The organism is Limnohabitans sp. 103DPR2, assembly GCF_001412575.1.
In the GTDB taxonomy this organism is placed as follows: domain Bacteria; phylum Pseudomonadota; class Gammaproteobacteria; order Burkholderiales; family Burkholderiaceae_C; genus Limnohabitans_A.
In genome coordinates this window covers 1,423,593-1,449,867 of sequence record NZ_CP011834.1, presented here as the reverse complement: position 1 = coordinate 1,449,867, position 26,275 = coordinate 1,423,593, and the positions used below count along the sequence as shown (strand labels likewise).

The 26,275-nt window shown below is 52.7% G+C and carries 28 protein-coding genes; 13 read left to right on the top strand and 15 right to left on the bottom strand.

The genetic code is table 11. From position 1 onward, the window contains the following. Positions 1-20 precede the first annotated feature (20 nt). The 3 genes from L103DPR2_RS07130 to bamC are packed head-to-tail and all read left to right on the top strand — an operon-like array spanning position 21 to position 2,633. Entirely contained in the window at positions 21-563 is a 543-nt protein-coding gene (locus L103DPR2_RS07130; RefSeq protein WP_055360394.1) for a class I SAM-dependent methyltransferase, read from the top strand. 30 nt (positions 564-593) lie between these two features. After that, positions 594-1,490 carry a 4-hydroxy-tetrahydrodipicolinate synthase gene (gene dapA, locus L103DPR2_RS07125; RefSeq protein ID WP_055360393.1) on the top strand — a complete coding sequence of 299 codons (897 nt, stop codon included), beginning with the start codon at positions 594-596 and terminating at the stop codon, positions 1,488-1,490. A 27-nt stretch (positions 1,491-1,517) separates the two neighbouring features. Continuing rightward, positions 1,518-2,633: an outer membrane protein assembly factor BamC gene (gene bamC / locus L103DPR2_RS07120; RefSeq protein WP_055360392.1), complete on the top strand. Its 1,116-nt coding sequence runs from the start codon at positions 1,518-1,520 to the stop codon at positions 2,631-2,633. A 59-nt stretch (positions 2,634-2,692) separates the two neighbouring features. Here bamC and L103DPR2_RS07115 read toward each other — a convergent pair whose 3' ends face one another. Both L103DPR2_RS07115 and L103DPR2_RS07110 read right to left on the bottom strand, forming a co-directional pair. Then, a complete protein-coding gene (locus L103DPR2_RS07115) occupies positions 2,693-2,905 on the bottom strand; it encodes a hypothetical protein (protein ID WP_055360391.1) in 213 nt (70 codons plus the stop codon). Positions 2,906-3,035: 130 nt separating this feature from the next. Further along, positions 3,036-4,199, bottom strand: a complete 1,164-nt coding sequence (locus tag L103DPR2_RS07110) for a cupin domain-containing protein (RefSeq protein WP_055360390.1) — start codon at positions 4,197-4,199, stop codon at positions 3,036-3,038. Positions 4,200-4,243: 44 nt separating this feature from the next. Between L103DPR2_RS07110 and L103DPR2_RS07105 the strand changes: the two genes are divergently transcribed. After that, entirely contained in the window at positions 4,244-4,774 is a 531-nt protein-coding gene (locus L103DPR2_RS07105) for an FKBP-type peptidyl-prolyl cis-trans isomerase (RefSeq protein WP_055360389.1), read from the top strand. A gap of 50 nt (positions 4,775-4,824) precedes the next feature. On the opposite strand, the gene dut is transcribed toward L103DPR2_RS07105, so the two are convergent. Both dut and coaBC read right to left on the bottom strand, forming a co-directional pair. Beyond that, the gene (gene dut / locus L103DPR2_RS07100; RefSeq protein WP_055361916.1) at positions 4,825-5,274 is read right to left on the bottom strand and encodes a dUTP diphosphatase; all 450 of its coding nucleotides are present in this window, start codon (positions 5,272-5,274) and stop codon (positions 4,825-4,827) included. A 42-nt stretch (positions 5,275-5,316) separates the two neighbouring features. Further along, positions 5,317-6,534 (bottom strand): bifunctional phosphopantothenoylcysteine decarboxylase/phosphopantothenate--cysteine ligase CoaBC, encoded by a 1,218-nt coding sequence (gene coaBC, locus L103DPR2_RS07095; RefSeq protein ID WP_055360388.1) that lies wholly within the window; start codon positions 6,532-6,534, stop codon positions 5,317-5,319. A 78-nt stretch (positions 6,535-6,612) separates the two neighbouring features. On the opposite strand from coaBC, the gene L103DPR2_RS07090 reads away from it, so the two are divergent. The 6 genes from L103DPR2_RS07090 to L103DPR2_RS07065 all read left to right on the top strand — a co-directional run bounded on the left by L103DPR2_RS07090 (position 6,613) and on the right by L103DPR2_RS07065 (position 12,092). Continuing rightward, entirely contained in the window at positions 6,613-8,280 is a 1,668-nt protein-coding gene (locus L103DPR2_RS07090) for a CTP synthase (protein WP_055360387.1), read from the top strand. Positions 8,281-8,301: 21 nt separating this feature from the next. Continuing rightward, the gene (kdsA, locus tag L103DPR2_RS07085) at positions 8,302-9,156 is read left to right on the top strand and encodes a 3-deoxy-8-phosphooctulonate synthase (protein WP_055360386.1); all 855 of its coding nucleotides are present in this window, start codon (positions 8,302-8,304) and stop codon (positions 9,154-9,156) included. Positions 9,157-9,222: 66 nt separating this feature from the next. Beyond that, positions 9,223-10,506: a phosphopyruvate hydratase gene (gene eno / locus L103DPR2_RS07080; RefSeq protein WP_055360385.1), complete on the top strand. Its 1,284-nt coding sequence runs from the start codon at positions 9,223-9,225 to the stop codon at positions 10,504-10,506. Positions 10,507-10,544: 38 nt separating this feature from the next. Next, positions 10,545-10,820 (top strand): cell division protein FtsB, encoded by a 276-nt coding sequence (gene ftsB / locus L103DPR2_RS07075; protein WP_055360384.1) that lies wholly within the window; start codon positions 10,545-10,547, stop codon positions 10,818-10,820. Next, positions 10,817-11,398 (top strand): nicotinamide riboside transporter PnuC, encoded by a 582-nt coding sequence (pnuC, locus tag L103DPR2_RS07070; RefSeq protein ID WP_055360383.1) that lies wholly within the window; start codon positions 10,817-10,819, stop codon positions 11,396-11,398. Before ftsB ends, pnuC begins: the two co-directional genes overlap by 4 nt. Next, positions 11,388-12,092, top strand: a complete 705-nt coding sequence (locus tag L103DPR2_RS07065; protein WP_055360382.1) for an AAA family ATPase — start codon at positions 11,388-11,390, stop codon at positions 12,090-12,092. Before pnuC ends, L103DPR2_RS07065 begins: the two co-directional genes overlap by 11 nt. On the opposite strand, the gene hslO is transcribed toward L103DPR2_RS07065, so the two are convergent. After that, complete coding sequence (gene hslO, locus L103DPR2_RS07060; protein ID WP_055360381.1) at positions 12,089-13,078, bottom strand: Hsp33 family molecular chaperone HslO; 990 nt, start codon at positions 13,076-13,078, stop codon at positions 12,089-12,091. The two genes, L103DPR2_RS07065 and hslO, sit on opposite strands and share 4 nt — an antisense overlap. After that, on the bottom strand, positions 13,071-13,595 hold the full coding sequence (locus tag L103DPR2_RS07055) for a gamma carbonic anhydrase family protein (protein WP_055360380.1): 525 nt from the start codon (positions 13,593-13,595) through the stop codon (positions 13,071-13,073). Before L103DPR2_RS07055 ends, hslO begins: the two co-directional genes overlap by 8 nt. A gap of 58 nt (positions 13,596-13,653) precedes the next feature. Here L103DPR2_RS07055 and L103DPR2_RS07050 point away from each other — a divergent pair, with 58 nt between their 5' ends. Continuing rightward, positions 13,654-14,469: a ferritin-like domain-containing protein gene (locus L103DPR2_RS07050; protein ID WP_055360379.1), complete on the top strand. Its 816-nt coding sequence runs from the start codon at positions 13,654-13,656 to the stop codon at positions 14,467-14,469. Positions 14,470-14,477: 8 nt separating this feature from the next. Next, positions 14,478-15,746, top strand: a complete 1,269-nt coding sequence (locus L103DPR2_RS07045) for an amino acid deaminase (RefSeq protein ID WP_055360378.1) — start codon at positions 14,478-14,480, stop codon at positions 15,744-15,746. A 4-nt stretch (positions 15,747-15,750) separates the two neighbouring features. Here the strand turns inward: L103DPR2_RS07045 and L103DPR2_RS07040 are convergent, their stop codons facing one another. From L103DPR2_RS07040 to L103DPR2_RS06995, 8 genes are all read right to left on the bottom strand, one after another. Then, entirely contained in the window at positions 15,751-17,214 is a 1,464-nt protein-coding gene (locus L103DPR2_RS07040) for a purple acid phosphatase family protein (RefSeq protein ID WP_055360377.1), read from the bottom strand. A 9-nt stretch (positions 17,215-17,223) separates the two neighbouring features. Further along, positions 17,224-18,741 (bottom strand): purple acid phosphatase family protein, encoded by a 1,518-nt coding sequence (locus L103DPR2_RS07035; protein ID WP_082466748.1) that lies wholly within the window; start codon positions 18,739-18,741, stop codon positions 17,224-17,226. Between the two features lie 583 nt (positions 18,742-19,324). Further along, positions 19,325-20,908 (bottom strand): YHYH protein, encoded by a 1,584-nt coding sequence (locus L103DPR2_RS07020; protein ID WP_055360373.1) that lies wholly within the window; start codon positions 20,906-20,908, stop codon positions 19,325-19,327. Beyond that, the gene (locus tag L103DPR2_RS07015; RefSeq protein ID WP_055360372.1) at positions 20,905-21,216 is read right to left on the bottom strand and encodes a hypothetical protein; all 312 of its coding nucleotides are present in this window, start codon (positions 21,214-21,216) and stop codon (positions 20,905-20,907) included. Before L103DPR2_RS07015 ends, L103DPR2_RS07020 begins: the two co-directional genes overlap by 4 nt. Continuing rightward, positions 21,213-21,755 carry an RNA polymerase sigma factor gene (locus tag L103DPR2_RS07010; RefSeq protein ID WP_082466747.1) on the bottom strand — a complete coding sequence of 181 codons (543 nt, stop codon included), beginning with the start codon at positions 21,753-21,755 and terminating at the stop codon, positions 21,213-21,215. The genes L103DPR2_RS07015 and L103DPR2_RS07010 overlap by 4 nt, the downstream gene beginning before the upstream one ends. 29 nt (positions 21,756-21,784) lie before the next feature. Then, entirely contained in the window at positions 21,785-22,207 is a 423-nt protein-coding gene (locus L103DPR2_RS07005) for a DUF3106 domain-containing protein (RefSeq protein ID WP_055360370.1), read from the bottom strand. Between the two features lie 86 nt (positions 22,208-22,293). After that, positions 22,294-23,202 (bottom strand): site-specific tyrosine recombinase XerD, encoded by a 909-nt coding sequence (gene xerD / locus L103DPR2_RS07000; protein WP_055360369.1) that lies wholly within the window; start codon positions 23,200-23,202, stop codon positions 22,294-22,296. Next, positions 23,202-24,179, bottom strand: coding sequence for a tripartite tricarboxylate transporter substrate binding protein BugE (locus L103DPR2_RS06995; RefSeq protein ID WP_055360368.1), 978 nt, complete (start codon positions 24,177-24,179; stop codon positions 23,202-23,204). The genes xerD and L103DPR2_RS06995 overlap by 1 nt, the downstream gene beginning before the upstream one ends. Positions 24,180-24,271: 92 nt before the next feature. Here L103DPR2_RS06995 and L103DPR2_RS06990 point away from each other — a divergent pair, with 92 nt between their 5' ends. After that, entirely contained in the window at positions 24,272-25,189 is a 918-nt protein-coding gene (locus L103DPR2_RS06990; RefSeq protein ID WP_055360367.1) for an AEC family transporter, read from the top strand. Here the strand turns inward: L103DPR2_RS06990 and queG are convergent. Further along, positions 25,186-26,244, bottom strand: a complete 1,059-nt coding sequence (gene queG, locus L103DPR2_RS06985; RefSeq protein ID WP_055361915.1) for a tRNA epoxyqueuosine(34) reductase QueG — start codon at positions 26,242-26,244, stop codon at positions 25,186-25,188. The two genes, L103DPR2_RS06990 and queG, sit on opposite strands and share 4 nt — an antisense overlap. Positions 26,245-26,275: the final 31 nt, after the last annotated feature.

Below are 26,275 nucleotides of genomic sequence, written 5' to 3'. Positions count from 1 at the left end.
CGCATTGGAAAGCAACACACATGCACGGAACCGAAGATCCTTCAGCCTGGGTCACCCGCTGGACTCATCTCCTGCCCCCTCAAAGCCAAGTGCTCGACTTGGCTTGTGGTGCTGGCCGGCACATGCGCTGGTTGGCGGGACATGGCCATCAATGCACTGGCGTTGACCGCTCAGCCGAAGCTTTGGCGACAGCCCAAGCCTATGGTCAAGTGTTGGAAGCAGACATCGAGGGCGGCCCTTGGCCTTTGGAGGGGCAGCTTTTTGACGCCGTGATCGTGACCCATTACCTGTGGCGACCTTTGATGCCGCGCATTTTGGAAAGCCTCAAGCCACACGGCTTCTTGATTTACGAGACCTTTGCCCTAGGCCATGAAAAAATTGGCAAACCGTCCAGGCCTGACTTTTTGCTCAAACCTGGCGAATTGCTGCAGACTTGCGCAAAGATGCACGTCATCGCCTACGAAGACGGCTTCTCCGAACAACCCCCTAAATTTGTACAGCGCATTGTGGCCACCCCACAAGTCCCGGCATCTGGTCAACAGATTGGCCTTGGCTGTCGTTAGAATGCTTATTTGTCGCTTTATTCATTCGCCATGACGAAAACTTTCCAACCCATTACTGGCAGTATCCCCGCCCTCATCACCCCCATGCTGGAGGACGGTTCGGTGGACTACGCCAGCCTGCGAAAATTGATCGACTGGCACATTGCCGAAGGCACAGACTGCATTGGCGTGGTGGGCACCACGGGTGAGTCTCCCACCGTGAATGTTGAAGAGCACCGCGAGATCATCCGCGTGTCTGTCGAACAAGCCAAAGGCCGCGTGCCCATCATGGCGGGCTGTGGCGCCAACTCCACAGCGGAAGCCATCGAATTGGCCAAGTTTGCCAAAAGCGTCGGCGCCGACTGCCAATTGCAAGTGGTGCCCTATTACAACAAGCCCACCCAAGAAGGCATGTACCAGCACTTCAAAGCCATCGCCGAAGCAGTGCCTAACTTGCCCATCATTTTGTACAACGTGCCCGGCCGTTCCGTGGCCGACATGCAGCACGACACTGTGTTGCGTTTGGCTCAAGTCCCTGGCATCGTCGGTATCAAAGAAGCCACAGGCAACATCGAACGCGCTCAGTGGCTCATTCGCGATTTGCCCAAAGAATTTGCGGTGTATTCGGGTGATGATCCTACAGCGGTTGCATTGATGCTGTGCGGTGGCAAAGGCAATGTCAGTGTCACTGCCAACGTGGCGCCGCGTTTGATGCATGAATTGTGCGTTGCGGCCATGGCAGGCAATGTTCAAAAAGCCATGGAAATTCAATTCAAATTGATGCCTGTGCACAAAAATTTATTTGTCGAAGCCAACCCTATCCCAGTGAAATGGGCCATGAAACGCATGGGACTTTGCGGCGGCACATTGCGCTTGCCTATGACCGAACTGTCAACACCTCAGCAACCTGTGGTGGAAGCCGCGTTGCGTGCAAGCGGACTCATTTAAGGAATCCTCGTGAATCGATTTGTAACTATGCCTCGTCAATTGACCACATTGGCCAGCGCTGCGGCCCTCACCTGTTTGCTTGCAGGTTGCTCTACTTTGGAAGAAAGCAAAATCGATTACAAAAGCGCCAGCCAGGCGCCTACGCTTGAGATTCCGCCAGACCTCACACAATTGAAGCGCGACTCGCGTTACCAAGTGGCAGGCTCTGCCAGCGCATTGGCCAGTGCAGCAGCACCGGCAGCCCGTACCGCCAACGATGCAGGCACCGCCACCAACCAAGCGGGCGATGTCCGAATTGTGCGCAATGGCACGCAGCGTTATTTGGTCGTCCAACGCAGCGCCGATTCGGTTTGGGAACCGCTGCGCGAATTCTGGAAAGACAATGGCTTTGTGCTCACCACCGATCAGCCTGAATTGGGCATCATGGAAACTGACTGGGCCGAGAATCGCGCCAAGTTGCCCCAAGACTTTCTCAGAAAAGCTGTCGGCAAAATGTTTGACTCACTCTACTCCACGGGTGAACGCGATCGCTTTAGAACGCGCATTGAGCGTACCGACAAAGGTCTGGAAATTACGGTCACGCACCGCGGCATGAAAGAGATTTATACCAGTACCTTGAAGGATCAAACGGTTTGGACACCGCGTGAAGCCGATGTGGAATTGGAAGTTGAATTCTTGCGTCGCATGATGCTGCGTCTTGGCGGACAAAACTTGTCCTCCGCTTCGACGGCTGTCGCTGCTGCCGCGCCAGCCGCCCGCGCCACAACTGGCATGGCGTCTGACGTCAAGCTTACCAAGCTCAATCAATTGCCCGCCATTGAGATTCAGGATGGATTTGACCGCGCATGGCGCAGAGTAGGTGTGGCCATTGACCGCACAGGCTTTACCGTCGAAGACCGCGATCGCGCGCAAGGTGTGTTCTTTGTTCGCTACGCGCCCCCTGGCACCTCAGACAAAGAACCTGGCTTTTTTGCCAAATTGTTCTCGAGCGAAAAAACCACGCCAGCCTTGGCCAAATACCGCATTGCTGTCACCAGCAAGGGCGATGTTTCAACGGTTCAAGTACAAGGCGCCGATGGCATACCAGAAAGTTCGGCCAATGCCGACAAGATCATCAAGCTGCTGGCAGACGAGATCAAATAAATCAAAAATCAAGACGAAAAAAAACCCCGCACTGCGGGGTTTTTTTTGACTGCCAAGAATTACTTCTTAGGAGCTTCTGCAGGAGCAGCAGCGGCAGGTGCAGCCGCAGCGTCAGCAGGCTTGGCATCAGCAGCAGGTGCAGCTGGTGTTTCAGCAGCAGGTGCTGGTGCAGCAGCAGCGGGGGCTGGTGCAGGAGCAGCTTCTTCTTTTTTACCGCAAGCAGCCAAAGCAGCAGCAGCGATCACGGCAGCCAAAACGAGAGACTTGTTCATGATTATTTTCCTTAAAGTTAGTGAAAAAACAATTTCCGGGAAATTGCCATCAAGATTAGAATAAACCCTGTTGACAGAACAGCAAGCACTCGAGCTCTCACTGTTCAGCCTCGAATTATAGCTTTATATATCAAGCGCTTGGTGCACTGCTGGCCTCACAGTGCCACCAACCCTCTTTCCACCAGGCCTGCATCAATTCGGCCGCGTTATCACTGAGCTGAGAGGCCAAGGCCTTGGACAAGGTCTTTTCATTGGCCAACTTGCGCAATAACTTGGCATCTTTGCCTGCGGCCCTGAAGCTTTCCCCATTGATGAAAATGTGTTTTGCATCGAACAACATCTTGGTCCGTCGATCTAAACGTATCTGAGCTGGCCATTCAAAACGGGGGAGTTCATCAAATTCTGGCGCATCAAACCAGACATTGGGTTTGGGCTCGGTGAGCGATTCGCCTAGCAAGCAATTCAAAATTTGGGGATCTTTCAGAGCTTTGGCCACAGACTGGACTGCAAATTCCTGCAAAGCTTTTGGAACGCTGGCATCTTGAATTGCAGCGGTTTGGTGCGGATCTTGGTAGAGCAAATCGCTGGCGGTGCCCTGGTCTTCCGTCACTTCTTCGGACAAGCCCATCAACAACTCGCTGGCCAGTTCAGCACTGCGCGGCACCCTGAAACCGACCGAATAGGTCATGCACTCACCGACCGCGACACCGTCGTGTGCATAGCCAGGCGGCAAATAGAGCATGTCACCTGGATTCAAGACAAACTCAGCTTCCGGCTTGAAATCTTTCAAAATCTTGAGAGGCACACCCTCCTGCAATTCATACTTCTTTTGCCGTCCGATGCGCCATTTGCGTTGCCCATGCGCCTGTAATAAAAACACGTCGTAGCTGTCAAAGTGGGGCCCCACACCGCCACCCTCAGACGCAAAACTGATCATCAAATCGTCCAGACGTGCATCGGGCACAAAGCGAAACTGTTGCAACAAGCTGTGAACCGCGTCATTGTGCAAATCGACGCCTTGGATCAACACCGTCCAATCGGGTGTCTTCAGGGAGGGCAAGCTCTTGCGCCCCATCGGCCCTTTTTTCAAGGTCCATTTGGCGCCTTTGCGCACAATGAGACGAGACTCAACTTCTTCACTTTCAACCATCTCTAACAATTGGCTGCGCTCGATGAGCGGCTTCATGTCAGGTAGGGCTTGGCGAATCAACAAAGGCTTTTTCTGCCAGTGGCGTTTCATAAACTGTTCGGGCGTTAAGCCACCCAACAATGCTAAAGCTGTGTTTTTTTGCATAGGAACTTGATTCAAATCGATTTCAAAACTGCGACAATTCTGGGATGGATATTACTTCTCAATGTGTGGTCGAACTGACCTGGACGCTCAAAGATACTTTGGGCGAAGTTTTGGACGAACTCGACGAGCCCGTGGCTTTCTATGTGGGCGGTCATGATTTGCTGCCCAAAATTCAAGAAGCGCTACAAGGGCACAGCGTAGGTGCCAAAGTCGACCTGCACCTTGAACCCGAAGATGCTTTTGGCGATTTCGATGAAAACTTGCTTTTCTTAGAGCCGCGCGCCCTCTTCCCCAAAGACATCCAAGAAGGCCTCACCATTGAGGGCACCGCTTTGCCAGCGGCCTGCAACCCCGATGCGCCGCGCAATGTGCTGTACACCATCACAGAGATCTACCCCGAGCATGTGGTGCTAGATGGCAATCACCCTTTGTCTGGCATTGCCCTTCGTCTCAGTTTGAAGGTCAACCAAGTGCGCATGGCCACAGAGCAAGAGCAAGAAGCTGGCACCTGCGGCACAGGCTTTTTCAAAATTGAAATTGGTGATGCGCCAGACACAGGCGGCTTGTTGCACTGAAGTTAAAGATTAACGAGCATCCGCACTTGCATGCGGAAGTTCCACACAACTCAACGTTTGCCAGTTGAGCCGTAACCACCTTCACCGCGCTCACTAGGCGCATCAAATTCGGTCACCACATTGAAGCGTGCTTGCACCACAGGCACGATGACCATTTGAGCAATGCGCTCCATGGGCTGGATCGTGAAGGCTTCTTGACTGCGGTTCCAGCAACTCACCATGAGGGGACCTTGGTAATCGCTGTCGATCAAACCAACCAAGTTGCCGAGCACAATGCCGTGCTTGTGCCCCAAACCTGATCGTGGCAACAACATGGCGGCATAGCCGGGATCTTTGAGGTACACCGACAAGCCTGTTGAAATCAATTGCCAAGCATTGGGCTGCAGGGTGATGGGTGCATCCAAGCAGGCGCGCAAATCGAGACCGGCACTGCCCGGTGTGGCGTAGGCAGGCAATTGATCGGCCATGCGAGGGTCTAAGATTTTGACGTCAACGTTCATCATGATGGGTAAGCGCTCAGAATTTGCTTGAAGTGAAAGCGTTCAGGGTGTGCGAAGGCGGCTGGCAATGTCTTGAATCAAATCATGAGCCAACTTGGTTTTGGTATCGCGCGGAAGTTCTTTGGCGCCTTGTGCATCCACCAACAACAAGGCATTGTCATCTTGACCAAAGGTGCTGGGGCCAATGTTGCCCACCAACAAAGGCACACCTTTGCGTGCGCGTTTGGCGGTGGCATGCGCCAGCAGGTCGTGGCTTTCAGCTGCAAAGCCGACGCAATACAACTCGCCACTTTGTGCACGGGGTGACTTGGCGACGGTGGCCAAAATATCTGGGTTCTCAACAAAGCTGAGCTCAGGCGTTTCACCCGAGCCGTCTTTCTTGATTTTTTGATCAGCAGCCGAGGCTGGACGCCAATCGGCCACCGCAGCGGCCGCAATGAAGACGCTGGCATGCGGTGCAGCGTGGTTAACAGCATCGTGCATTTGCAATGCAGATCGCACATCCACACGCAACACCCCTCGAGGCGTAGGCAAACTGACGGGCCCAGCGACCAAGGTGACCTTGGCGCCAGCGTGCTGCGCTGCACGCGCAATGGCAAAACCCATTTTGCCGCTCGACAAATTGGTAATGCCGCGCACGGGGTCAATGGCTTCGTAGGTGGGACCTGCGGTAATCAACACCTGTCGACCCGCCAACACTTTGGGAGTCCAAAAAGCGCGCAGCTCTTCAACAATTTCCTCGGCCTCCAGCATGCGGCCGTCACCGGTTTCGCCGCAAGCCTGATCACCTTGTCCTACATCTAGGACATGTGAACCATCGGCCTTCAATTGCGCCACATTGCGCTGGGTGGCTGGATGCGCCCACATTTCGCGGTTCATGGCGGGCGCCAAAATCAAGGGAACCTTTTGCAGGGGTCTGGCCAGGCACATCAGGCTGAGCAACTCATCGGCCTTGCCATGAATCAGTTTGGCCATGAAATCGGCACTGGCCGGTGCAATCAAGATGGCGTCGGCCTCACGACTCAAATTGATGTGCGCCATGTTGTTGCCCTCACGGGCATCCCATTGCGAGGTATAGACAGCTTGGCCAGACAAGGCTTGCATGGTGACGGGGGTGATGAATTGGGCTGAGGCCTCGGTCATCACCACTTGCACTTGCGCGCCCGCCTTGACCAGCGAGCGACAAAGCTCCGCCGCTTTGAAGCAGGCGATGCCGCCAGTGAGTCCTAAAACAATGCGTTTTCCGTGCAAATCGTTCATGTTCGGCAATGTAGCAGATCAGGAGACCTTTATAATCTCGTTTTCCATCTCCCGGGTGCTCAGCATCCCGTCCTGGACATGACCAAATTCGTCTTCGTCACCGGTGGTGTGGTGTCTTCCCTGGGTAAGGGAATTGCCTCCGCCTCTCTCGCCGCGATCCTAGAATCGCGCGGCCTCTCAGTCACCCTCATCAAGCTGGACCCGTACATCAACGTCGACCCAGGCACCATGTCACCGTTTCAACACGGTGAGGTGTTTGTCACCGACGATGGCGCTGAAACCGACCTGGATTTGGGCCACTACGAGCGCTTCATCAACACCCGCATGAAGAAGGCCAACAACTTCACCACGGGGCAAATCTACAAAAGCGTGCTTGAAAAAGAACGCCGGGGTGACTACTTGGGCAAAACCGTTCAAGTCATTCCCCACATCACCAACGAAATTCAAGACTACATCAAACGCGGTGCAGGCTTTGGCACACCTGAAGCGGTCGATGTGGCCATCGTTGAAATTGGCGGCACCGTGGGTGACATCGAGTCCCTGCCCTTCCTCGAAGCCGTTCGCCAACTGAGCTTGCGCCTCGGCCCCAACAACGCAGCCTTCGTCCACCTCACTTATGTGCCTTGGATTGCCGCTGCAGGCGAACTGAAAACCAAGCCCACCCAGCACACTGTGCAAAAACTGCGCGAAATCGGCATTCAGCCCGACGCCCTTTTGTGCCGTGCCGATCGCATGATTCCTGAAGACGAAAAAGAAAAGATTTCGCTCTTCACCAACGTGCAAAGCTGGGGCGTCATTTCGATGCCCGACGTTGACACCATTTACAAAGTGCCACGCGTCTTGCACGAGCAAGGTTTGGATGGCCTCATCTGCGACCGTTTGCACATCAACACCCCACCCGCCAACCTCAAGCGTTGGGACGATTTGGTTTACGAAACCGAACACCCTCAAGGCGAAGTGACCATTGCCATGGTGGGCAAATACGTTGAACTGTCCGATAGCTACAAATCGGTCAACGAGGCTTTGCGCCATGCCGGCATGCGCAACCATGTGCGCGTCAAAATTGAGCACATCGATTCCGAAACCATTTCGCCAGAAACCGTGGCGCAGTTGGCCAAGTTCGATGGTGTGTTGGTGCCCGGCGGTTTTGGCAAGCGCGGCGTTGAAGGCAAAATTCAAACGGCGCGTTTTGCACGCGAAAGCAAAGTGCCTTACCTTGGCATTTGCCTGGGCATGCAAGTGGCCACCATTGAATATGCGCGTCACGTTGCAGGCTTGACCAACGCCAACAGCACCGAGTTTGAACCCGACACACCCTTCCCCGTCATTGCCTTGATCAATGAATGGAAAGATGCCGATGGCACCATCCAAGTTCGCGATGCGCAATCTGACTTAGGTGGCACCATGCGTTTGGGCGCCCAAAGCTCTGACGTGTCTGAAGGCACTTTGGCGCGTGACATCTATGGCCCTGTGGTCACAGAACGTCACCGTCACCGCTACGAAGCCAACGTGAACTACCTCGACACGCTGCGCAATGCAGGCTTGGTCATCTCGGCCCTGACTCAGCGCGAACAACTGACCGAAATTGTGGAACTGCCCACCAACGTTCACCCCTGGTTTGTGGGCGTGCAATTCCACCCTGAATTCAAATCCACCCCTTGGGATGGACATCCTTTGTTCAACGCTTTCATCAAAGCGTCGATTGACCATCAAAAGGGTGCCAAGCACCTGAAAGCCGTTGCTTAAATCAAGCCAACAAGGAACACCATGAAACTGTGCGGATTTAATGTTGGCTTAGACCAGCGCTTCTTTTTGATTGCCGGCCCTTGCGTCATTGAATCTGAGCAATTGCAAATGGACACGGCCGGCACCTTGAAAGAGATCACGTCAGCCTTGGGCATCCCCTTCATCTTTAAGAGCAGTTACGACAAAGCCAACCGTTCTTCTGGCAGCACCTTCCGCGGTCCTGGCATGGAAAAAGGTTTGGAAATCTTGGCCAAAGTAAAGCGTGAACTTCACGTCCCCATCCTGACCGATGTGCACACCGAAGCCGACATCCCTACGGTGGCCGCCATCGTGGACGTGTTGCAAACCCCCGCTTTCTTGTGCCGTCAAACCGACTTCATTCGCGCAGTGGCGCAATCGGGCAAACCGGTCAACATCAAGAAGGGTCAGTTCTTGGCCCCTCACGACATGAAGAACGTGATTGACAAAGCCCGTGCTGCAGCCCGCGATGCTGGCTTGCCCGAAGACAACTTCATGGCCTGCGAGCGCGGCGCCAGCTTTGGCTACAACAACTTGGTGTCCGACATGCGCAGCTTGGCCATCATGCGAGAAACAGGCGCACCCGTGGTGTATGACGCCACCCACTCCGTTCAATTGCCGGGTGGCCAAGGCACCAGCTCTGGCGGCATGCGCGAAATGGTGCCGGTCTTGTCACGTGCAGCCGTTGCGGTAGGCGTGGCAGGTCTGTTCATGGAAACACACCCCAACCCTGCACAAGCCATGTCGGACGGCCCCAATGCCGTGCCTTTGCATCACATGAAAGCGCTACTGGAAACATTGTTGGAACTTGATGCAGTAACCAAAAAGAACCCTTTCCTCGAAAACAATTTCCAGTGATTGATTGCATGATCCGACTTGGGTTTTGGGATAAACAATTTTTAATTTAGACAGAGAGAAGTAAACATGAGTGCGATTGTTGACATTGTGGGACGCGAAATTTTGGACAGCCGCGGCAACCCCACCGTTGAATGCGATGTGTTGTTAGAGTCTGGTGTGATGGGCCGTGCCGCAGTGCCTTCTGGCGCTTCTACCGGCAGTCGTGAAGCCATCGAATTGCGTGATGGCGACAAGAACCGTTACCTTGGCAAAGGTGTATTGAAAGCGGTTGAACACATCAACACCGAAATCTCAGAAGCGGTGTTGGGCCTCGATGCATCCGAGCAATCTTTCCTCGACAAAACCTTGATCGACCTGGACGGCACCGACAACAAGAGCCGCTTGGGCGCCAATGCCATGTTGGCTGTATCGATGGCCGTGGCACGTGCTGCAGCTGAAGAATCTGGCCTGCCCTTGTACCGTTACTTTGGCGGCATGAACGGTTGCCAATTGCCCGTGCCCATGATGAACGTCATCAATGGCGGCGCACACGCCAACAACAACCTCGACTTGCAAGAGTTGATGATCATCCCCGTGGGCGCGCCAAGCTTCCGCGAAGCCGTGCGTTACGGTGCTGAAGTGTTTCACGCTTTGAAGAAAATCATTCACGACAAAGGCATGAGCATTGCCGTGGGAGACGAAGGCGGCTTTGCGCCCAACGTGCCCAACCACGAAGCAGCCATCCAAATGATTTTGGACGCCATCAGCGCAGCCGGTTACACCGCTGGCGAGCAAATTGCAATTGGCCTCGATTGCGCTGCCAGCGAGTTCTACAAAGACGGCAAATACGAACTCGAAGGCGAAGGCTTGTCCTTGACTGGCGAGCAGTGGATTGACATGTTGGCCACTTGGGTCGACAAGTACCCCATCATCAGCATTGAAGACGGCATGGCCGAAGGCGACTGGGATGGCTGGAAATTGCTCACCGAGCGTTTGGGCAAAAAAGTTCAAATCGTGGGTGACGACTTGTTCGTGACCAACACCAAGATTTTGAAAGAAGGCATCGACAAAGGCATTGCCAATTCGATCCTGATCAAGATCAACCAAATTGGCACCTTGACCGAAACTTTTGCGGCCATCGAGATGGCCAAGCGCGCGGGTTACACCGCCGTCATCAGCCACCGCTCTGGTGAAACTGAAGACTCCACCATAGCCGACATTGCCGTGGGCTTGAACGCCGGTCAAATCAAAACGGGCTCCATGAGCCGCAGCGATCGCATGGCCAAGTACAACCAACTGTTGCGCATTGAAGAAGACTTGGGCGACGTGGCCGAGTACCCAGGTCGTTCAGCGTTTTACAATTTGCGCTAATCTGCTGTCATACTTACCAACAGACCTTTTCAATGCTCATGGAAAACCGCTTTTTGCCAGCTGTCCTGATCGCCTTGCTGCTGATCTTGCAAGGACAGATTTGGCTTGGCAAAGGCGGCGTTCCCACTGTCATCGAGCTTGAAAATAAAATCAAAGAGCAAAACGAGTTGAACGCCAAAGCCAAGCGCATCAATGGCCAACTCAGCTCCGAGGTGAACGACCTGAAAGAAGGTTTGAACGCCGTCGAAGAGCGCGCCCGCCATGAACTGGGCATGGTCAAGTCCAACGAAATTTTCGTGCAGATCGAAAAATGATGGACCCGGTCGAGTTGGCCGGTTTCGTGTTGTCCTTGGCCATGGTGTATTGCAACATCAAAGAAATACATTGGGGCTGGCCCTTGGCCATTCTCAGCTCAGTCCTTTACGGCTTGGTGTTCTGGAACAGCCAACTCTACGGCGAAGCCTCATTGCAAGTGATGTTCATCTTGACTGCCATATGGGGCTGGCATCAATGGCGTAAAGGCACACAGTCGGCCAACTCCGACGTGCAGAAAACATCCCCGCTGAAGATCAGTCAACTGAACTCTATCGAACTCAAACAAGCTGCGGCCGTCACCCTGTTGGCATGGCCTGTCATGGCGTATTTTTTAAACCGCTACACCGACAGTGATGTGGCCATTTGGGATGCCTTGGTCACGACCCTCAGTTTGCTAGGGCAATATTTACTCGCCAAAAAGAAAATCGAAAATTGGTGGGTATGGCTGGTGGTCAACATCATCACAGTGAGTTTGATGTTGGTGAAGTCACTTTGGCTAACCGCCCTGCTGTATGTGTTGTTTGCCATCCTCAGCTACATCGGCCTTAAAGCATGGCGGACTCAACATGGGCGCTGAAGCAGTTCGCATAGCCCTCTTGGGCGCCGAAAGCACCGGCAAAACCAGCTTGAGTTTGGGCATTGCCCAAACCCTTCAATCTCTAGGATTGAGTGCCACGGTGGTTCCCGAAGTTTTGCGCGAATGGTGCGACTCACGGGGCAGAACACCACTTCAACACGAACAAGCCGACATTGCGCAAGAACAAGCCCATCGCATCTTCGGCCTTGCTTCAGGCTGGGTCATCGCCGACACCAGTCCTTTGATGACCGCCATTTACAGCGATTTCATTTTTCAAGACAAAAGCCTCTATGCCGACGCGTTAGCGTATCAGGCTCAATTTGATTTGACCCTGGTCATGGGCTTGGACATTGCGTGGGTACCCGATGGTTTGCAACGCGATGGAGCCCATGTGCGCGAGCCCATTGATGCCATGCTTCGACAAGCACTGAGCAGTGCCAGCATCCCTTTCAAGGTGATCTATGGCCAACATGAAGCACGCTTGAATGCGGCCCTCATGGCGATTCAACAAGGCATCGATCCACTTCGTGCGGACATTGGCAAGCAGTTGGCCTCTTTCAAGTCAGCGCAAACACAACGCGAGGGAGCGCAGTTTGGATTGAACCAAGGCAAGACAGCCTGGCGCTGTGATTTATGCAGCGACGCAGACTGTGAACATCGCCTGTTCAGTGACCTGCTTCAAGCCAAGGGCTAGTGAACTGAAGGACCGGTTGGCGGCGTGACGTCGGGTTGCGTGAAGAGGCTGGCAGCATCAACGGGGTCAAAGTGATATTGCTTACCGCAAAACTCACAACCCACTTCAATGTTTTCGCGTTCGGACAAAATACTTTCAACCTCTTCCACGCCCAAGCCTTTGATCATGCGGCCCACGCGCTCGCGACTGCAGCTGCAATGAAACTTGGGTCCGGTTTCGCCTACCAAAGGTTCAAAGCGAAGCAAAGGCTCTTCCCAGAAAAGACGGTGCAACACGGTCTCAACGTCCAATCCCAACAACTCTTCGGCTTTCAAGCTTTTGGCCAAAATAGAAATGCGGTTGTAGTCTTCGCTTTGACCCAAGGCTGCTTCGCGTTCGACCGCATCGTACTTGCTAGCCAAATTGCCAACGCCCTCCAATGGCAAGCGTTGGATCAAAATGCCTGCAGCCACCTCCATGTTGGCTGCCAAGACCAAGGTGGTATCGAGTTGCTCTGATTGCAGCATGTAGTGCTCCAGCACTTCGCTCAATTTTTCAAGCTTCTCTTTCTGGTCACCAAACAAGGGCACCACACCTTGGTAAGGCTGCTGTCCGGGCAAACGATCGAGCGGGTCCAGGGTGATTGCACAACGGCCTTCGTTGTTTTGGTTCACCATCTGACTCAGGCTGGCATCTGCGGCCACTTCGCCTTGAAGGGTGGCAGTTGCACGCACCCCAAAGTCGGGTTGCACTTCCACCACTGATAACTTGACAGGACCATCACCAAAGACCTGCAAGACCAAAGCACCATTGAATTTGATGTTGGCTTGCATCAACACAGCAGCCGCAGACATCTCACCCAAAAGGGCAGTCACAGGCGCTGGATAGGCACCGGTTTCGTTGTTGGCAGCACGGCGCTTGAGAATCTCTTGCCAAGCATCGGTCAAGCGAACCACGGCGCCCCGAACGGGCAAGCCCTCAAAAAGAAATTTATGAAGTTCAGACAATTTTTTTCAAACCTGATTGAAAGCGATGTGCGTTGGCGATGTAGCGTTGGGCCGACATGCGAAGGCCTTGCATTTGTTCGGGCGTGAGTTCACGAACCACTTTGGCGGGCGAGCCCATGATCATGGAACCATCGGGAAACTCTTTGCCCTCGGTGACCAAAGACCCGGCACCCACCAAACAATTCTTGCCAATTTTGGCGCCATTCAGAACCACCGCGCCGATGCCAATGAGGGATTCATCGCCAATGGTGCAACCGTGCAGCATCACTTGGTGGCCTACTGTGACGTTTTTGCCAATGGTCAAAGGCTTGTTCATGTCGGTGTGCAGCACGCTGCAGTCTTGAATGTTGGAGCCTTCGCCAATGCTGATCAGTTCGGTATCACCACGCACCACGGTGCCAAACCAAACACTGGCATTGGCGGCCAATTCGACGGCACCGATGACCTGCGCACTGTCTGCCACCCAGGCACTTTCAGCCACCACGGGCGCTTTGCCATCCAATGAATAAATTGCCATTTCAGACCTCTCTAGCCTTGACTCAAAACCTCCATTGTAGGCACCCCTAAAATAGGGCATGCCCCGCTCTGAAACGCCCCCCATTGAGACCGACCTCCGACAGGCCGTCCTGACGCCCTTGCGTGAGCAAAATGCCGTTCGCAAGGCCGAGCTGACTTTGGCGCTGTCCGAGACCTCGGATGTGGCCACCCAAGCCAGCATCGCCGATCCTGGCGACATTCCGGGCCGCCCAGCCCAGCCGGTCTTGGTGTCTCACACCAGCCTCAAAGCCAAACCCCTGAACACAGCCGAGGGTCGCGCCCTATTGCTGCATGCCATTGCCCACATCGAACTTAACGCCATTGATTTGGCCCTCGATGTGGTGTGGCGCTTCAAGGGCATGCCAGAAGACTTTTACCGCGACTGGGTGCGCATTGCCAAAGAGGAAGCCAAACACTTTTTGCTGCTTCAAAAGCATTTGGTTGGCATGGGCTTTGACTACGGTCCCTTCCCTGCACACAACTCGTTATGGGACATGGCCGAGCGCACCAAAGGCGACATCTTGGCGCGCATAGGCCTGGTGCCCCGAACCATGGAAGCTCGGGGACTGGATGCATCCCCCGGCGTGAAGAACAAATTGATCAGCGCAGGCGACTTGGCAGCTGGCCGCATTTTGGACATCATCTTGGAAGATGAAATTGGCCATGTGGCAGCGGGCAATCGCTGGTACCGACATGTCTGCCAAGCTCGCGGCCTCGATCCCATTGCCACCTACCGCGAATTGATCGTTCAATACGATGCACCCAAACTCAAATCGCCCTACAACCTCGAAGCAAGGCGTTTGGCCGGCTTTGACGATGAAGAACTGAATTACTTGGCAGCCAACGGCTTGTAAAAAATACCATGACGCTCATCGATGCCAGCTTCAAAGGTTTTCCGGGTCACCTTGCCCCGCTTGAAATGTCTCAAATTGGCGAACAAGACTGGTCGCTGCTCAAAGGCCACCTGCCATTTCCTTTGGCGGTTCTCAAACAATCCGCGCTGACGCACAACTTGGCATGGATGCAGGATTTTTGCCAAACCCGCGGATTGGACATTGCACCGCATGGCAAAACCACTATGTCGCCCGAACTTTACCGGCTGCAATTGCAGGCAGGCGCATGGGGCATCAGTTTTGCAACAGTCTTTCAAGCAAGTCTGGGCATTCGCAATGGTGTGGAACGCATCATCATTGCCAACCAAGTTTTTCAAGAAGCCGATCTCGACACATTGTCAAACCTCCTGCGCCAACATCCTGCAGTCAAGGTGCACTTCTTGGTGGACTCCCAGGCGCACATTGACGCCATAGAAACATGGCGCGCTTCGCGCGCTTCAGAAACTGTCTTCACGGTGCTGATTGAATTGGGCATTGATGGCAAGCGAACAGGCTGCCGCGATCATGCGCAAGCCATGGCCTTGGCCAGAAGCATCAAAAGCACCGCTGGACTGCGCTTGAGTGGCATTGAATGCTACGAAGGGTCCTTGGCCACCTGCCATCATGTGCATGACCAAGCAGCTGTTGAAGCGCTCATGTCACGCGTGCAAAGGCTCGCCAAAGAATGTGAAGACGAAGACTTGTTTGAATGCGATGAAGTTTTGCTAACAGCAGGTGGTTCTGCCATTTTCGATTTGGTGGCAGTGCATCTCAAGCCGCTACTCAGGCGCCCTGTCCGTGGCGTCTTGCGTTCGGGCTGCTACTTGACCCACGACCATGTGCATTACAAACAAATGCTGAAATGTGTGGGTGAACGATTGCAACTCACGGAGACTCTCAAGCCTGCATTGGAGGTCATCAGTTGCGTCCAATCCTGCCCCGAGCCAGGGTTGGCACTTTTGTCCATGGGCAAGCGTGATGTCTCATTTGACATGGATTTACCTGTCCCTGTTTGGCGCGCCAAATTGAATGACTTGGCCACACAGGGCGTCCCTGGGCACTGGGAAATCACCGCATTGAATGACCAACACGCTTATTTACGTTTTGATGCCAAAGCACCCGTGCAAGAACATCCCTTTGTGGGCCTGATTGTGGGCAGCGGCATTTCACACCCCTGCACCACTTTTGACAAATGGCGATGGATGCCGGTGGTCAACGATCACTACGAAGTGATGGATGCTGTCTCCATCCATTTTTAATGTCTTACCAGCTTGCATCAACTTGCCTGTTTTTGCGTGTTGATGTTTCTTGCGAAGGCAACCAGGAACGCACATATTCCGCAGCAATTTGAGTGGGCGTCACTTTGATCCGCAAGTGACCCGAACTGCTTTGAATGTCGCCAGAGTTGTAGTGATAGTCTTTGGCCAAACTGGCGCCACTGCTGAAGTTTTTGGCACTGGGTTGCGGCACGGCTTGGTAAACAATGCCATCTAAATCTTGCTTGGCGTACAAGTGATCATGACCGTGAAAAACAGCTTTCACTTTGTGTTTGACCAACAATGCATGAATGGGCAGCTCCCAGCCCGGTCGTCGGGAAGCAAAACCAGCACTGCCATCTAAATTCTTCCCGCCCCATTCAAAAAACGGCGCAGCCTCTATACCACCGCGCATCTGCCCATCCAAGCCGCCCACCAGGTTGTGGATGAAAACCATTTTATGCTTGGCTTGACTGTCTGCCAATGTTTTGCTGAGCCATTGGTATTGCCTGTCGCCCAAAGTGAGATTCCAGCCATCTTTGCTTGACTGGGCAGGACTGCTCCAATAAGGGTCTAACACCACAAACAAGGCATCGCCCCACTGCCACGCGTACCATGAAGCTCGGTCACCCGTTAGCGCATCTTTCAATGTGTCTCCCAGATAAAAACCGTCAGGTTTTGGGTTGGCAAAATAAGTTTGTCTGGCAGATGTTGTCCACACGGGTAGTGCATTGTTTGAGCCATTGAGCAACCACCCCAACTCGCCATCGTGATTGCCATTGACCAAAAACAATGGGACAGAATGTGTCATCAATCCAAAATTATTTCGCTCATACACATAACGTTGATTGACGATGGCGGCGTTGGCAGCAGCTTGCAACGTGGCCGACAGCGGTTCGCTGTATTTTTCTGTCATGAATGTATCGCCCAAATCAATGTGGAAGTCGGGTTGATCCAACAAGACATTGTTCAAGGTTTGCTTGTATACCGCCAAGTCTGAGTTTTCATCTAAATGTGAATCTGCTTGAAGCGTGAAAGTAAATGATGAGCCAACAGGTTTGGCCGTGCTGAAACTGTAGGTTGACGAGACCAAACTCCCTGTGCTGGTTTGCAGGGTCAGTTTGTAGGTGTAGCGCGTATTGGGTTTGAGGCCCGTCAATTGAATTTCTTTGGGGACGTTGGGGGTGATCATGCCGGCCGCCATCTGAATATCTTGCATCGCCAGGTTTGATTGATAGGCCACATTCATGGCGCCAGAGCGTGGTGTGAGCACGAGTAATTTGATGCTTGTATCGGTTGGCGCTGCCAACAAAATATTGCCTTCAAAGAACTGTGGGGCATCTGGCACAACTGGGGTCGTCACGGTAGGCGTTACTACAGTGCCAGTTTCCGTAGCTCCCCCGCCACCGCAACTGGCACAGACAGCGGACGCCAAAATCAAGATACACAAGCGCAAAGGTTGGCATGTCATCAAATCACCTCAAGGTAATGTGTAAGTAAAAGCGACCTCGCCATGTACCTTACCGGGCCCTTCATCTTTTTGGAGGTAAGTTCTGACGTAATCAACTTTGACTTGATTGGGGCTCACACTCACGCGTGTGTAACCTGTGTTTGGAAACTTATCGCCCGTGAGGTAAGCATCTGCATTCCACAGGGTGTAATTGGGGTCTGCAGGTTGTGACAATGTTTGGTAGGTCACACCATCTAGCTTTTGCCGGACCCAAATGTGATCATGTCCTTGGAAAAAGATACTCACTTTATTAGCCGCCATGAGTTGGTGAATGGGTGTTGTCCAATTAGGACGCTGCCCTGCAAAGTCAAGCTGCCCATTCTGGCTTTCACCACCCCACTCCCACAATTTGGCCAATTCAATGCCCCCGCGCCCCGTGCCCATGACATGGTGCGCAAAAACAAACTTGTATTTGGCCTTGCTTTGCTCAAGCGTACGTTTAAGCCAGTTGTATTGCGCATCGCCATGGGTCACATCCCACATGCTCAGGCGCTTGACAGTCCCACCAAATTGATTGTCAACCGCAACGGGCGACTCCCAGTAAGGATCGATCACCACAAACAGTGCGTCACCCCAATTCCATGCAAAGTAATTCCGCAACAAACCAATGAAAGGGACCTGCTCCAAATTGCCCGAATAAAAAGCATTGGGCGCCGGTTGTGAATAAAGAGAATTCCTAGCGTTTTGCGCCCAGACAGCCACATTGTTGGGTGTACCGTTTAACAAATATCGGGCGGCCTGCTCATGATTGCCATTGACCAAATACAAGGGAGAGGTACGTCCAATCAGATTGAGATAGGGTCTTTGCAAGGTATAGCGTTCGCGTACTAGGGCTTGCGTGATGGTGTCTGGATTGAGCGTGTCGACGCTAAAGTCATCACCGCTCAAGATGTAGAAATCAGGTTTGTCTGCCGCTGCGCGCAGCAGCGTACGCTTGTACAAATCGGCATCAAATTGTGTTTTGAGCCGCTCGGGATGCGAATCACCCTGAATGGCAAATACAAAGGCTTGTCCAGCTGGCTTGGCGGTCTGAAATTCATATTCAGGCGTGACCACCACATCCTTGCTGTTGCTGGCTAGAAATCTCAATCGATAAAAATACCGCGTACCTGCTTTCAAATTGGTCAGCATCATTTCAAGCGGCTTGTCCATCTGAAGTTGGACTGGGGCTAGCTGCTGATCGTATTGAACACTGCTGGTCCCAAACTCAATGGAGACAGTGCCCTGCTGATCAACGCTGTGCACATTGAAAGTGACTGAATCAGCCGTGGGCGAGCCCATCACCCAGGTTCCGCTGAATACGCCAGATGTGACTGCATCAGGCGGCAATGGATTGAGCACCGGCGGACTGGCGCCTGAAGGCGATGAAGCTGAATTGTCTGCGAGTGCTGCGGGTGAGCTGCCACCGCCACCACCGCCACAAGAAGTGAGCGCTGCACACAGGGCCAGAAGTGTGAACTTACAACGCAAATTCAAAATTTGATCCATTGCGAACTTTCAGTACTGTCAACCCACCTTTGCTGGGGCTTGCTAGCGATCACCAAAACTTTTCCCCAATGTGAAGGGAGCTTAGGTTGAACAACAGACAATTCAGAATTGCCTGTCAATTGAACGCTGAATTGAACGGGCTCTATGTGCGCATGCATGTTCGGATTCACCAATTGTTGGGCCAAGTCCAATTGAATTTGCCGCTTCACAGACTGCCAAGTGGCGAATTGCCAATAACTCAGTTGTGCCTGCTTGTCTTTGTTCAATTTAAAACTGATTTTCTGTTGATAGAAAGTCTGAGCTTTTGTGTACAAATCTTCAAAGGCAGCATCATCTAGGCTCGCCAGATGCACGTAGACTGTTTGTGCAGTGATTTGCCCATCGAGAACCGGCTTGAAAAAATCTTGCGGGCTGACATAAAAGGTCGCTGAAACATGCGAAGACTCTCTTTGTACAAGACTCAGTCTGGTTGATGCCACTTCGTGTGCATTGGCCATGGTGATAGTGCAAAGCCAAATCAAGCAACATCCGAGCGATGTGGTCATCCAATTCACCCAAGTCAAATATGAGTTTCTGAACTGATTCATTTGCAATAAATCACATCAGGTTGACTAACTGCACCAGTACCATTTTTGAATTGAAACACCCAACACATTGACTTTCCTTTGTTCTCAGTCTTGGCCAATGCAGTTTGCAAATCAACATCTGCCAGTGCCTTGTACCGAATTTTGTAAGTGCCCGCTGAATTTGTGTAACTGTCTTTACCTGTTTCGGTACTCACAAAAGATTTTTCTGTTGTGAATTCCAATACTTGAAATGAATCGGCGGTATCTGTTGTCAAACTCATGTTGGAAACACCAAATGGGGTGACGGGCGGTTGTCGCATGGGTGAAAACTTCGTTGCTTGATTGGCCAAGTCTGGGCTTGGCACACCACGGAAGCAGGACAAAATATAGGGCGATATTGAAGTGACGTGATAGCTATAGCCAGAGGGTGCATTGCTGACACTGCTGGTGTTACCCCCGCAGAGACCATCACGACTGGCAATTTGGCCATCCGCATTGTTGAATCCAAAAATCCCGTAACCATCCAAGGCCCAGCCGACAGGGTGAGTATTCCAATAGCCGTCCGGTTTATTGGCCATCAAACAAATGGGGGCGGCATGGTAGTGGTAATCATCAGCCCTGCCAGCATGGCCATTGCAAATGTCCAATTCACCCAAGACTTTGGTATCGCCGTTCTGACACCCCCCTTGCTTACACGGGTTAAAAATAGGGACGCCATTGACTGCAATGCCGATGGGTCCATCGACAGCAGACACAGGATTGACAGCCAATTCGGGGGACAATGGAATTCGCCACCCATTCGAGCCCCAAAAGTTTTGTGCGGTTGGCACCTGTAAGTTGGTGGCTGTAATGCCATTCATCATGGCGTGTGAAGGCAGACCCTTGGAGCTGACATACGCATACTGCGTATCACAATTAACACTAACGGGAACTTGGGCGCTGGCTTGAATTGAGTTGCGCACCCATTGACATGCGTTTGAAGCACCCGTTGATGCACTTGTTCTTGAATAACCCGCCTCAAGTGTGGCTTGTCCCAAAATGCCATTTGCCATCAAACTCAGTAAGTCGATGCCTGTCACAGTGCTTGTCGCTGTTTTCAGTGGCGTTGGATAAGACAGCGCATACAAAGTGAATTTGTATTTCTTCAAGCCAGGGCCTTGTGAGCATGGCGGCTGATACGCCAATGTGGGTCCATCACTTCCAGCGCCGTAGGTACCCACCAGCACAGAGTTTTTGGTCAACCCTGTCAGCGAAGCAGGCAAGTTGTAATTCACCCAGTTGTATTTCAAAACGCCATCCCCAGGGTCTGTGCTCATCAACAAAGCAAATGACTTTGTTCCAACAGGCGCATTTCGCCAAGTCAAGGATGGGCTGGAACCCGATCCGTCACAGGTTGCATCCGATGAGAGCATGCCATCTTGGCCCACTTCGGAACTGGTCAGAGTAAAAGCGCTGACCACAACGGGATCGGGTGTCGTGGGTGTCGTGGGTGTCGTGGTTTGCGCAATCTCCGCGGCACCACCGCCACCGCCACATGCCGAGATCAAAGCACTCATGAATAAGGCCAATAAGCTAGCGCGAGAAAATGTGTTGAGTTTCATAGTGTCCCCATAGAGAACTCCAACAACACATCAAACTGTCGCAGCTCCTCCAATTCATGCAGGTGGCGCCAATACCAAACACCCAAGGTCAAAGATACAAGCAACGTCATACCCCACCACCAACGTTGCGACAGAAACGCAAGTACTTGAATGTCTCTGAGATGCCCATTGACATGGGTTTGAGTCATCGACTTGTCTAGCCATGCTGTCGTCAGTTTGTCTTGGAAATCAGGTCGAATGCTCGGTTCCGCATCCATTTGAATCAGATTGCGGACCGCCTGTTTTTCAATTTCTTCTTGCATCATCATCTTTCCGTCAATTTTTCACGCAATGCATTTTTTGCTCGCCAGAGCAATTGATCTACCGCATTTTTTTTCAGTTCCATGACTTGCCCAATATCAACAGCAGTCATGTCGTGGAATGCCCATAAAACCAAAGCCATACGCTGTTTGCTAGACAGGGACTCTAAGGCCTGGTGAATAATTTCTTGGTGGAGACGGAGATCAATCTGAAAATCAGACATCACCTCATCCGCTGAGTCCAACATGTCAATGTCTTCGTGACTTCTGTTGTGTCGAATGAAGGCATGGCATTCACGCATCACAATTTTGTTAAAGTAAGTTCTGAGTGATGATTGACCTTCGAATTGTTCAGCTGACCGCCACAGTTGAAACACAGCTTCTTGGACTACCTCTTCAGCTGCGTCTTGGTTTCTTAAAATTCGCCAGGCCAGTGCGTGCGCAGGTTTGATCAAAAGGTGCATCAAACCCCTGACGGCCTCAGCATTCCCCTGCTTTGAAAGGCGAAGAAGCTCCCTTTCAGCCATCCAAGTAGAAACTTCATTCATCAAAGTTCACTTCAAGCACGTCAAAGGAATCAAGGCCAATGCTTTCTCTCCTCGGGCGACATGAATTCCAGCATCAGCTCTCTGCGTCGCTTCAATTCTTTGCGCTCTGCATCCGGCAATGAAGTGATGTAATTGCGAGCCTCTTGCTTCACTTGCTTCTTTTGATCATCCGTCAGCTTTTTCCACTGAGATTTGAACTTTTCACTCAAATCGCGACGTTCTTCAGCCGATAACTTCTTGACAGCTTCCAAGGACTTGTCAAAGTACATCAATCGCTCTGCAGCACTTGCCTCCTTCAATTTGGCGTGCAGCTGCTTGGTCTGAGCCATACGCTGCTCGAAGGTGTAATTGACAGAATCGCGAGGGTCTACCGGATCTGGAACTGCTGCATGCACAAATGAACCAACAGCAAAGGCTAAAGAGAGTACAAAGTTTTGAAATAATCTTTTCATAAGCCTCCCAACTGAATTTTTCAGATGTTTCAAGCTTAGAGGATCGGAAGTCTCAAAAACTTACGCAATACCCGAAATTAAATTCTTCACCCTCTTGGGTGATGCTGCGCATGCAAGTTCTTCAAGCGCTCCCGCGCCACATGGGTGTAGATGGTGGTGGTCGAAATATCGGCATGCCCCAACAGCACCTGAACCGACCTTAAATCGGCGCCGTGGTTCAGCAAATGCGTGGCAAACGCATGTCGCAAGGTGTGCGGCGACAAGGGCGCTGTGATGCCCGCGATCACGGCATACTTTTTGATCAAACCCCAGAACATGATGCGCGACATGGCGGTGCCTGCTTTGGGGCCACTGGCGGTCACAAACAAGTCTTCGGTTTGTTTGGCGCCCAGCAAAGCACCGCGAGCATTCTGCATGTAATTGAGCAAGCTATCTCGGGCCATGTCGCCAAAAGGCACCAGGCGCTCTTTGCTGCCCTTGCCCATGATGCGCAAGATGCCTTCGTTCAAAGAGACGTGCAAGGTTTTGAGTTTGACCAACTCTGATACGCGTAAGCCACTGGCGTACAACAACTCCAGCATGGCTTTGTCACGCAAGCCCAACGCTGTGTTGGCATCGGGCGCCGACAACAACGCATCCACTTGGTCTTCTGACAAGGTTTTTGGCACACGCAAGGCTTGCTTGGCGGCCAGCATTCGGAGGGTGGGATCGATTTGAACAATGCGCTCTCGCAAAGCCCAACGGTAGTAGCGCTTGAAAACAGTGAGTCGCCGATTGGCCGAGGTGGCTTTGGAGAGGCTGTGCCTTGCGGCAAAGTAAGCCTGCAAGTGCGACTCTTGAACACTGTCGAGCGGCGTGCCAGAAGAGGTCTGGAGCCACTCTGCCAGTGCTGACAAATCTCTGCGGTAAGCAGCCAAGGTGTTGGCTGACAAACCATCTTCAAGCCAAACCGCATCAACAAAGCGGTCGATGGCGGCTTGGCTGTCGGGCGTCATCAGTCCAATTTGAGTTTTTGATCGTCTACAACTTTTTTGTAGATCTCAAACTCAGCTTTGATTTGTGCAGCAAACTGCTCGGGGGTGTTGGCCACAATCAAAGAGCCTGTGTCTTCAATGCGCTTGCGAACAGCAGAATCTTCGAGGGCTTTTTTAACACCACCGCTGATTTTGTCGACCACTTCTTTGGGCAAATTCTTGGGACCCAAAATGCCGTAATAAGCCATGCGGTTAACCGGTTCCAAACCCACTTCTTTGAAAGTGGGCACATTGGGCAGTTGCGACAAACGCTGGGGTGCCGCCACCACGATGGGAATCAGTTTGCCCGCCTGAATGAAAGGCAAGGCGGAAGGCATATTGTCAAAAATGATCGGCACTTGACCTGCCACTGTGTCGTTCAAGGCAGGACCTGCACCGCGGTAAGGAATGTGTGTGATGAAAACGCCTTGCAAGCTCTTCCACAACTCCGTTTGCAAGTGGCCAATACCGCCTGTACCGGAAGATGAATAAGAATATTTGCCAGGATTCTTTTTCAACTCAGCCACAAAATCTTTGTAGTTACGTGCAGGGAAGCTGGGGTGCACCGCAATCACATTGGGCGTGGCCGCAATGTTGATGATGGGTGTGAAATCTGTAATGGGGTTGTACGGATTTTTGGGATTGATGGCGGGGTTGGCCGCGGTGGTCGACACGGTGGCCATGCCCAAGGAATAGCCATCAGGTGCAGAGCGCACAGTTTCTGTGGCACCCACCACACCGCCGCCACCGGCTTTGTTTTCCACAATCACCGACTGGCCCAAGGCTTTGCCCAAAGGCTCGGCAATGACGCGGGCCACGATGTCTGTGGTGCCGCCTGGCGCAAATGGCACCTGCAACTTGATGACTTTGTTGGGGTAATTTTGAGCCCAAGCCGCACCCGATGCAGCACCCAAAATGACCCAAGCAGCTGTTACTACCAAACTTGTACGACGGTCCATCTGAACTCCTTCTTTTAACTTCTCAACATCATAAGCAATAACTCAAGCACTTAGAAGGCAGAAACCGCAAAGTCTGCCGTTATGCTTGGGGGGTGAATTTCGCCCAACTTTTATTCCCCGACTTCTCGCTCATTCTGTGCGGCTACTTTTTATGCCGTTACACAGCACTGAACCGCCCCGTTTGGCAACAAGCCGAGTACTTGGTCTATTATTTTTTATTCCCAGTTTTGCTGTTTCACTCCATTGTGAAAAGCCCCTTGGATATTCAGGCCACTTCAAGTTTTTTGCTGGCCGGTATCAGCATGGGCTTGATGGCCATTGCCCTGTCCTACAGCCTGCCCTACTGGCCCTGGCTTGGCAAACACATTGACAGACGCGACCATGCCGCCAGTGCACAAGCCGGCTTTCGATTCAATTCCTTCATCGCCCTGGCCTTGGTGGAGCGGCTTGCAGGCCCACAAGGTCTCTTGCTGATTTCAGTGCTGATTGGCTTTTGTGTGCCGATGTTCAATGTGGGGGCTGTATGGCCCATGGCACGTCACGGCGAAAGTGGCTTCTTGCGAGAACTGATTCGAAACCCCCTCATTTTGGCCACCACGGGCGGCTTGGCTTTCAACCTGCTGGGACTTCGAATTCCCGCATTCATGGACCCCACCTTGTCGCGCATTGGCGCAGCCTCTCTGGCTTTGGGCTTGATGTCTGCCGGCGCAGGCATGGAGCTCAAGGCCCTCAACCAAGGCAAACTCTTGGGCACCATGGTCTTGACTTTCAAGCACTTGGTTTTGCCTTGTTTGGCTTGGGGCTTGGCGCAATATTTCGAACTCAACTCGCTGCAAACCACCGTGCTGTTGATTTTCTCGGCCCTGCCCACGGCGTCCACCTGCTATGTCTTGGCGGCACGCATGGGTTACAACGGGCCTTACGTGGCCGGTTTGGTCACTCTCTCCACCCTGCTGGGCATGCTCAGTTTGCCCTTTGCCTTGGGCGTGCTGCGGGACCTGCGTTTTTAAACGCCTTGCTTCAAAGACCAAGCCACTTGCTCTTGCACCACAGGGTCTGTGTGGTTTGCCCAAAGTTGAAGCCCATGACGCAAAGCTTGCCTTTGATCTTCTGACAATTGAGTTGGCTGGGCCAAGGCATTGCCTGCAGCCAATGCCACGTTGCGAAGCCACCTGACGTGGCCAATTCGCCTAATAGCACTACCCTCGGTCATGCGCAAAAAGGTGGCTTCGTCCCACGCCAACAAATCGACCAGCTCGGGTTCGCTAAGGGCTTGACGTGCGTCAAAGTCGGGCAAAGGGCTGCGCTTGGCAAACTTATTCCATGGACACACCCACTGGCAATCGTCACAGCCATAGATGCGGTTGCCAATGGCGGCTCTAAAATCGATCGGAATCGGTCCATCATGTTCAATGGTGAGGTAGGAAATGCAGCGTCTGGCGTCCAGCTGATAGGGTGCCACGATGGCTTGCGTCGGACACACATCGATGCAGGCAGAACAATTGCCACAGTGATCGGAGACAGGCTCAGTGAACGGCAAAGCCAAGTCGACAAACAGTTCACCCAAAAAGAAGAACGAGCCGGCTTCTCTTTGCAAGACCAAGGTGTTTTTACCGCGCCAGCCAAGGCCGCTGCGCACTGCCAATTCGGCTTCCATCACGGGTGCCGAATCGGTGAACACGCGGTGTCCAAATGGTCCTAACAAGGCCGCCATGCGTTCTTGCAATTTTTGCAATCGACTGCGCAAGACCTTGTGATAGTCGCGCCCCCTGGCGTAAACAGACACCACGCCCTGCTGCGCTTGTTCGAGGTTCTGCCAGGCAGATTCAGCTGAGAGATTGGCCACATTGCCGGGCAAGTAGTCCATGCGCACCGTGATCACACTGACCGTTCCGGGGACCAATTCTGCAGGCCGGGCACGTTTCAGCCCGTGGCTTGCCATATAGTTCATGCTGCCGTGAAAACCTGCCGCCAGCCAAGCCTCTAATCCCGGCTCAGCTTCGGTCAAATTCACACCTGTCACGCCAATTTGAGAAAATCCCAATTCCCGGGCTGCTGATTGCAGCTCAGCCCACACTGCCGCGGCGTCCACAGGG

What these genes read in the sequence shown, in the direction of transcription:
- L103DPR2_RS07130 (WP_055360394.1), top strand. Translation starts at nt 21, where the DNA reads ATGCACGGAACCGAAGATCCTTCAGCCTGGGTCACCCGCTGGACTCAT.
- dapA (WP_055360393.1), top strand. Translation starts at nt 594, where the DNA reads ATGACGAAAACTTTCCAACCCATTACTGGCAGTATCCCCGCCCTCATC.
- bamC (WP_055360392.1), top strand. Translation starts at nt 1,518, where the DNA reads ATGCCTCGTCAATTGACCACATTGGCCAGCGCTGCGGCCCTCACCTGT.
- L103DPR2_RS07115 (WP_055360391.1), bottom strand. Translation starts at nt 2,905, where the DNA reads ATGAACAAGTCTCTCGTTTTGGCTGCCGTGATCGCTGCTGCTGCTTTG.
- L103DPR2_RS07110 (WP_055360390.1), bottom strand. Translation starts at nt 4,199, where the DNA reads ATGCAAAAAAACACAGCTTTAGCATTGTTGGGTGGCTTAACGCCCGAA.
- L103DPR2_RS07105 (WP_055360389.1), top strand. Translation starts at nt 4,244, where the DNA reads ATGGATATTACTTCTCAATGTGTGGTCGAACTGACCTGGACGCTCAAA.
- dut (WP_055361916.1), bottom strand. Translation starts at nt 5,274, where the DNA reads ATGAACGTTGACGTCAAAATCTTAGACCCTCGCATGGCCGATCAATTG.
- coaBC (WP_055360388.1), bottom strand. Translation starts at nt 6,534, where the DNA reads ATGAACGATTTGCACGGAAAACGCATTGTTTTAGGACTCACTGGCGGC.
- L103DPR2_RS07090 (WP_055360387.1), top strand. Translation starts at nt 6,613, where the DNA reads ATGACCAAATTCGTCTTCGTCACCGGTGGTGTGGTGTCTTCCCTGGGT.
- kdsA (WP_055360386.1), top strand. Translation starts at nt 8,302, where the DNA reads ATGAAACTGTGCGGATTTAATGTTGGCTTAGACCAGCGCTTCTTTTTG.
- eno (WP_055360385.1), top strand. Translation starts at nt 9,223, where the DNA reads ATGAGTGCGATTGTTGACATTGTGGGACGCGAAATTTTGGACAGCCGC.
- ftsB (WP_055360384.1), top strand. Translation starts at nt 10,545, where the DNA reads ATGGAAAACCGCTTTTTGCCAGCTGTCCTGATCGCCTTGCTGCTGATC.
- pnuC (WP_055360383.1), top strand. Translation starts at nt 10,817, where the DNA reads ATGATGGACCCGGTCGAGTTGGCCGGTTTCGTGTTGTCCTTGGCCATG.
- L103DPR2_RS07065 (WP_055360382.1), top strand. Translation starts at nt 11,388, where the DNA reads ATGGGCGCTGAAGCAGTTCGCATAGCCCTCTTGGGCGCCGAAAGCACC.
- L103DPR2_RS07055 (WP_055360380.1), bottom strand. Translation starts at nt 13,595, where the DNA reads ATGGCAATTTATTCATTGGATGGCAAAGCGCCCGTGGTGGCTGAAAGT.
- L103DPR2_RS07050 (WP_055360379.1), top strand. Translation starts at nt 13,654, where the DNA reads ATGCCCCGCTCTGAAACGCCCCCCATTGAGACCGACCTCCGACAGGCC.
- L103DPR2_RS07045 (WP_055360378.1), top strand. Translation starts at nt 14,478, where the DNA reads ATGACGCTCATCGATGCCAGCTTCAAAGGTTTTCCGGGTCACCTTGCC.
- L103DPR2_RS07040 (WP_055360377.1), bottom strand. Translation starts at nt 17,214, where the DNA reads ATGACATGCCAACCTTTGCGCTTGTGTATCTTGATTTTGGCGTCCGCT.
- L103DPR2_RS07035 (WP_082466748.1), bottom strand. Translation starts at nt 18,741, where the DNA reads ATGGATCAAATTTTGAATTTGCGTTGTAAGTTCACACTTCTGGCCCTG.
- L103DPR2_RS07020 (WP_055360373.1), bottom strand. Translation starts at nt 20,908, where the DNA reads ATGAAACTCAACACATTTTCTCGCGCTAGCTTATTGGCCTTATTCATG.
- L103DPR2_RS07015 (WP_055360372.1), bottom strand. Translation starts at nt 21,216, where the DNA reads ATGATGATGCAAGAAGAAATTGAAAAACAGGCGGTCCGCAATCTGATT.
- L103DPR2_RS07010 (WP_082466747.1), bottom strand. Translation starts at nt 21,755, where the DNA reads ATGAATGAAGTTTCTACTTGGATGGCTGAAAGGGAGCTTCTTCGCCTT.
- L103DPR2_RS07005 (WP_055360370.1), bottom strand. Translation starts at nt 22,207, where the DNA reads ATGAAAAGATTATTTCAAAACTTTGTACTCTCTTTAGCCTTTGCTGTT.
- xerD (WP_055360369.1), bottom strand. Translation starts at nt 23,202, where the DNA reads ATGACGCCCGACAGCCAAGCCGCCATCGACCGCTTTGTTGATGCGGTT.
- L103DPR2_RS06995 (WP_055360368.1), bottom strand. Translation starts at nt 24,179, where the DNA reads ATGGACCGTCGTACAAGTTTGGTAGTAACAGCTGCTTGGGTCATTTTG.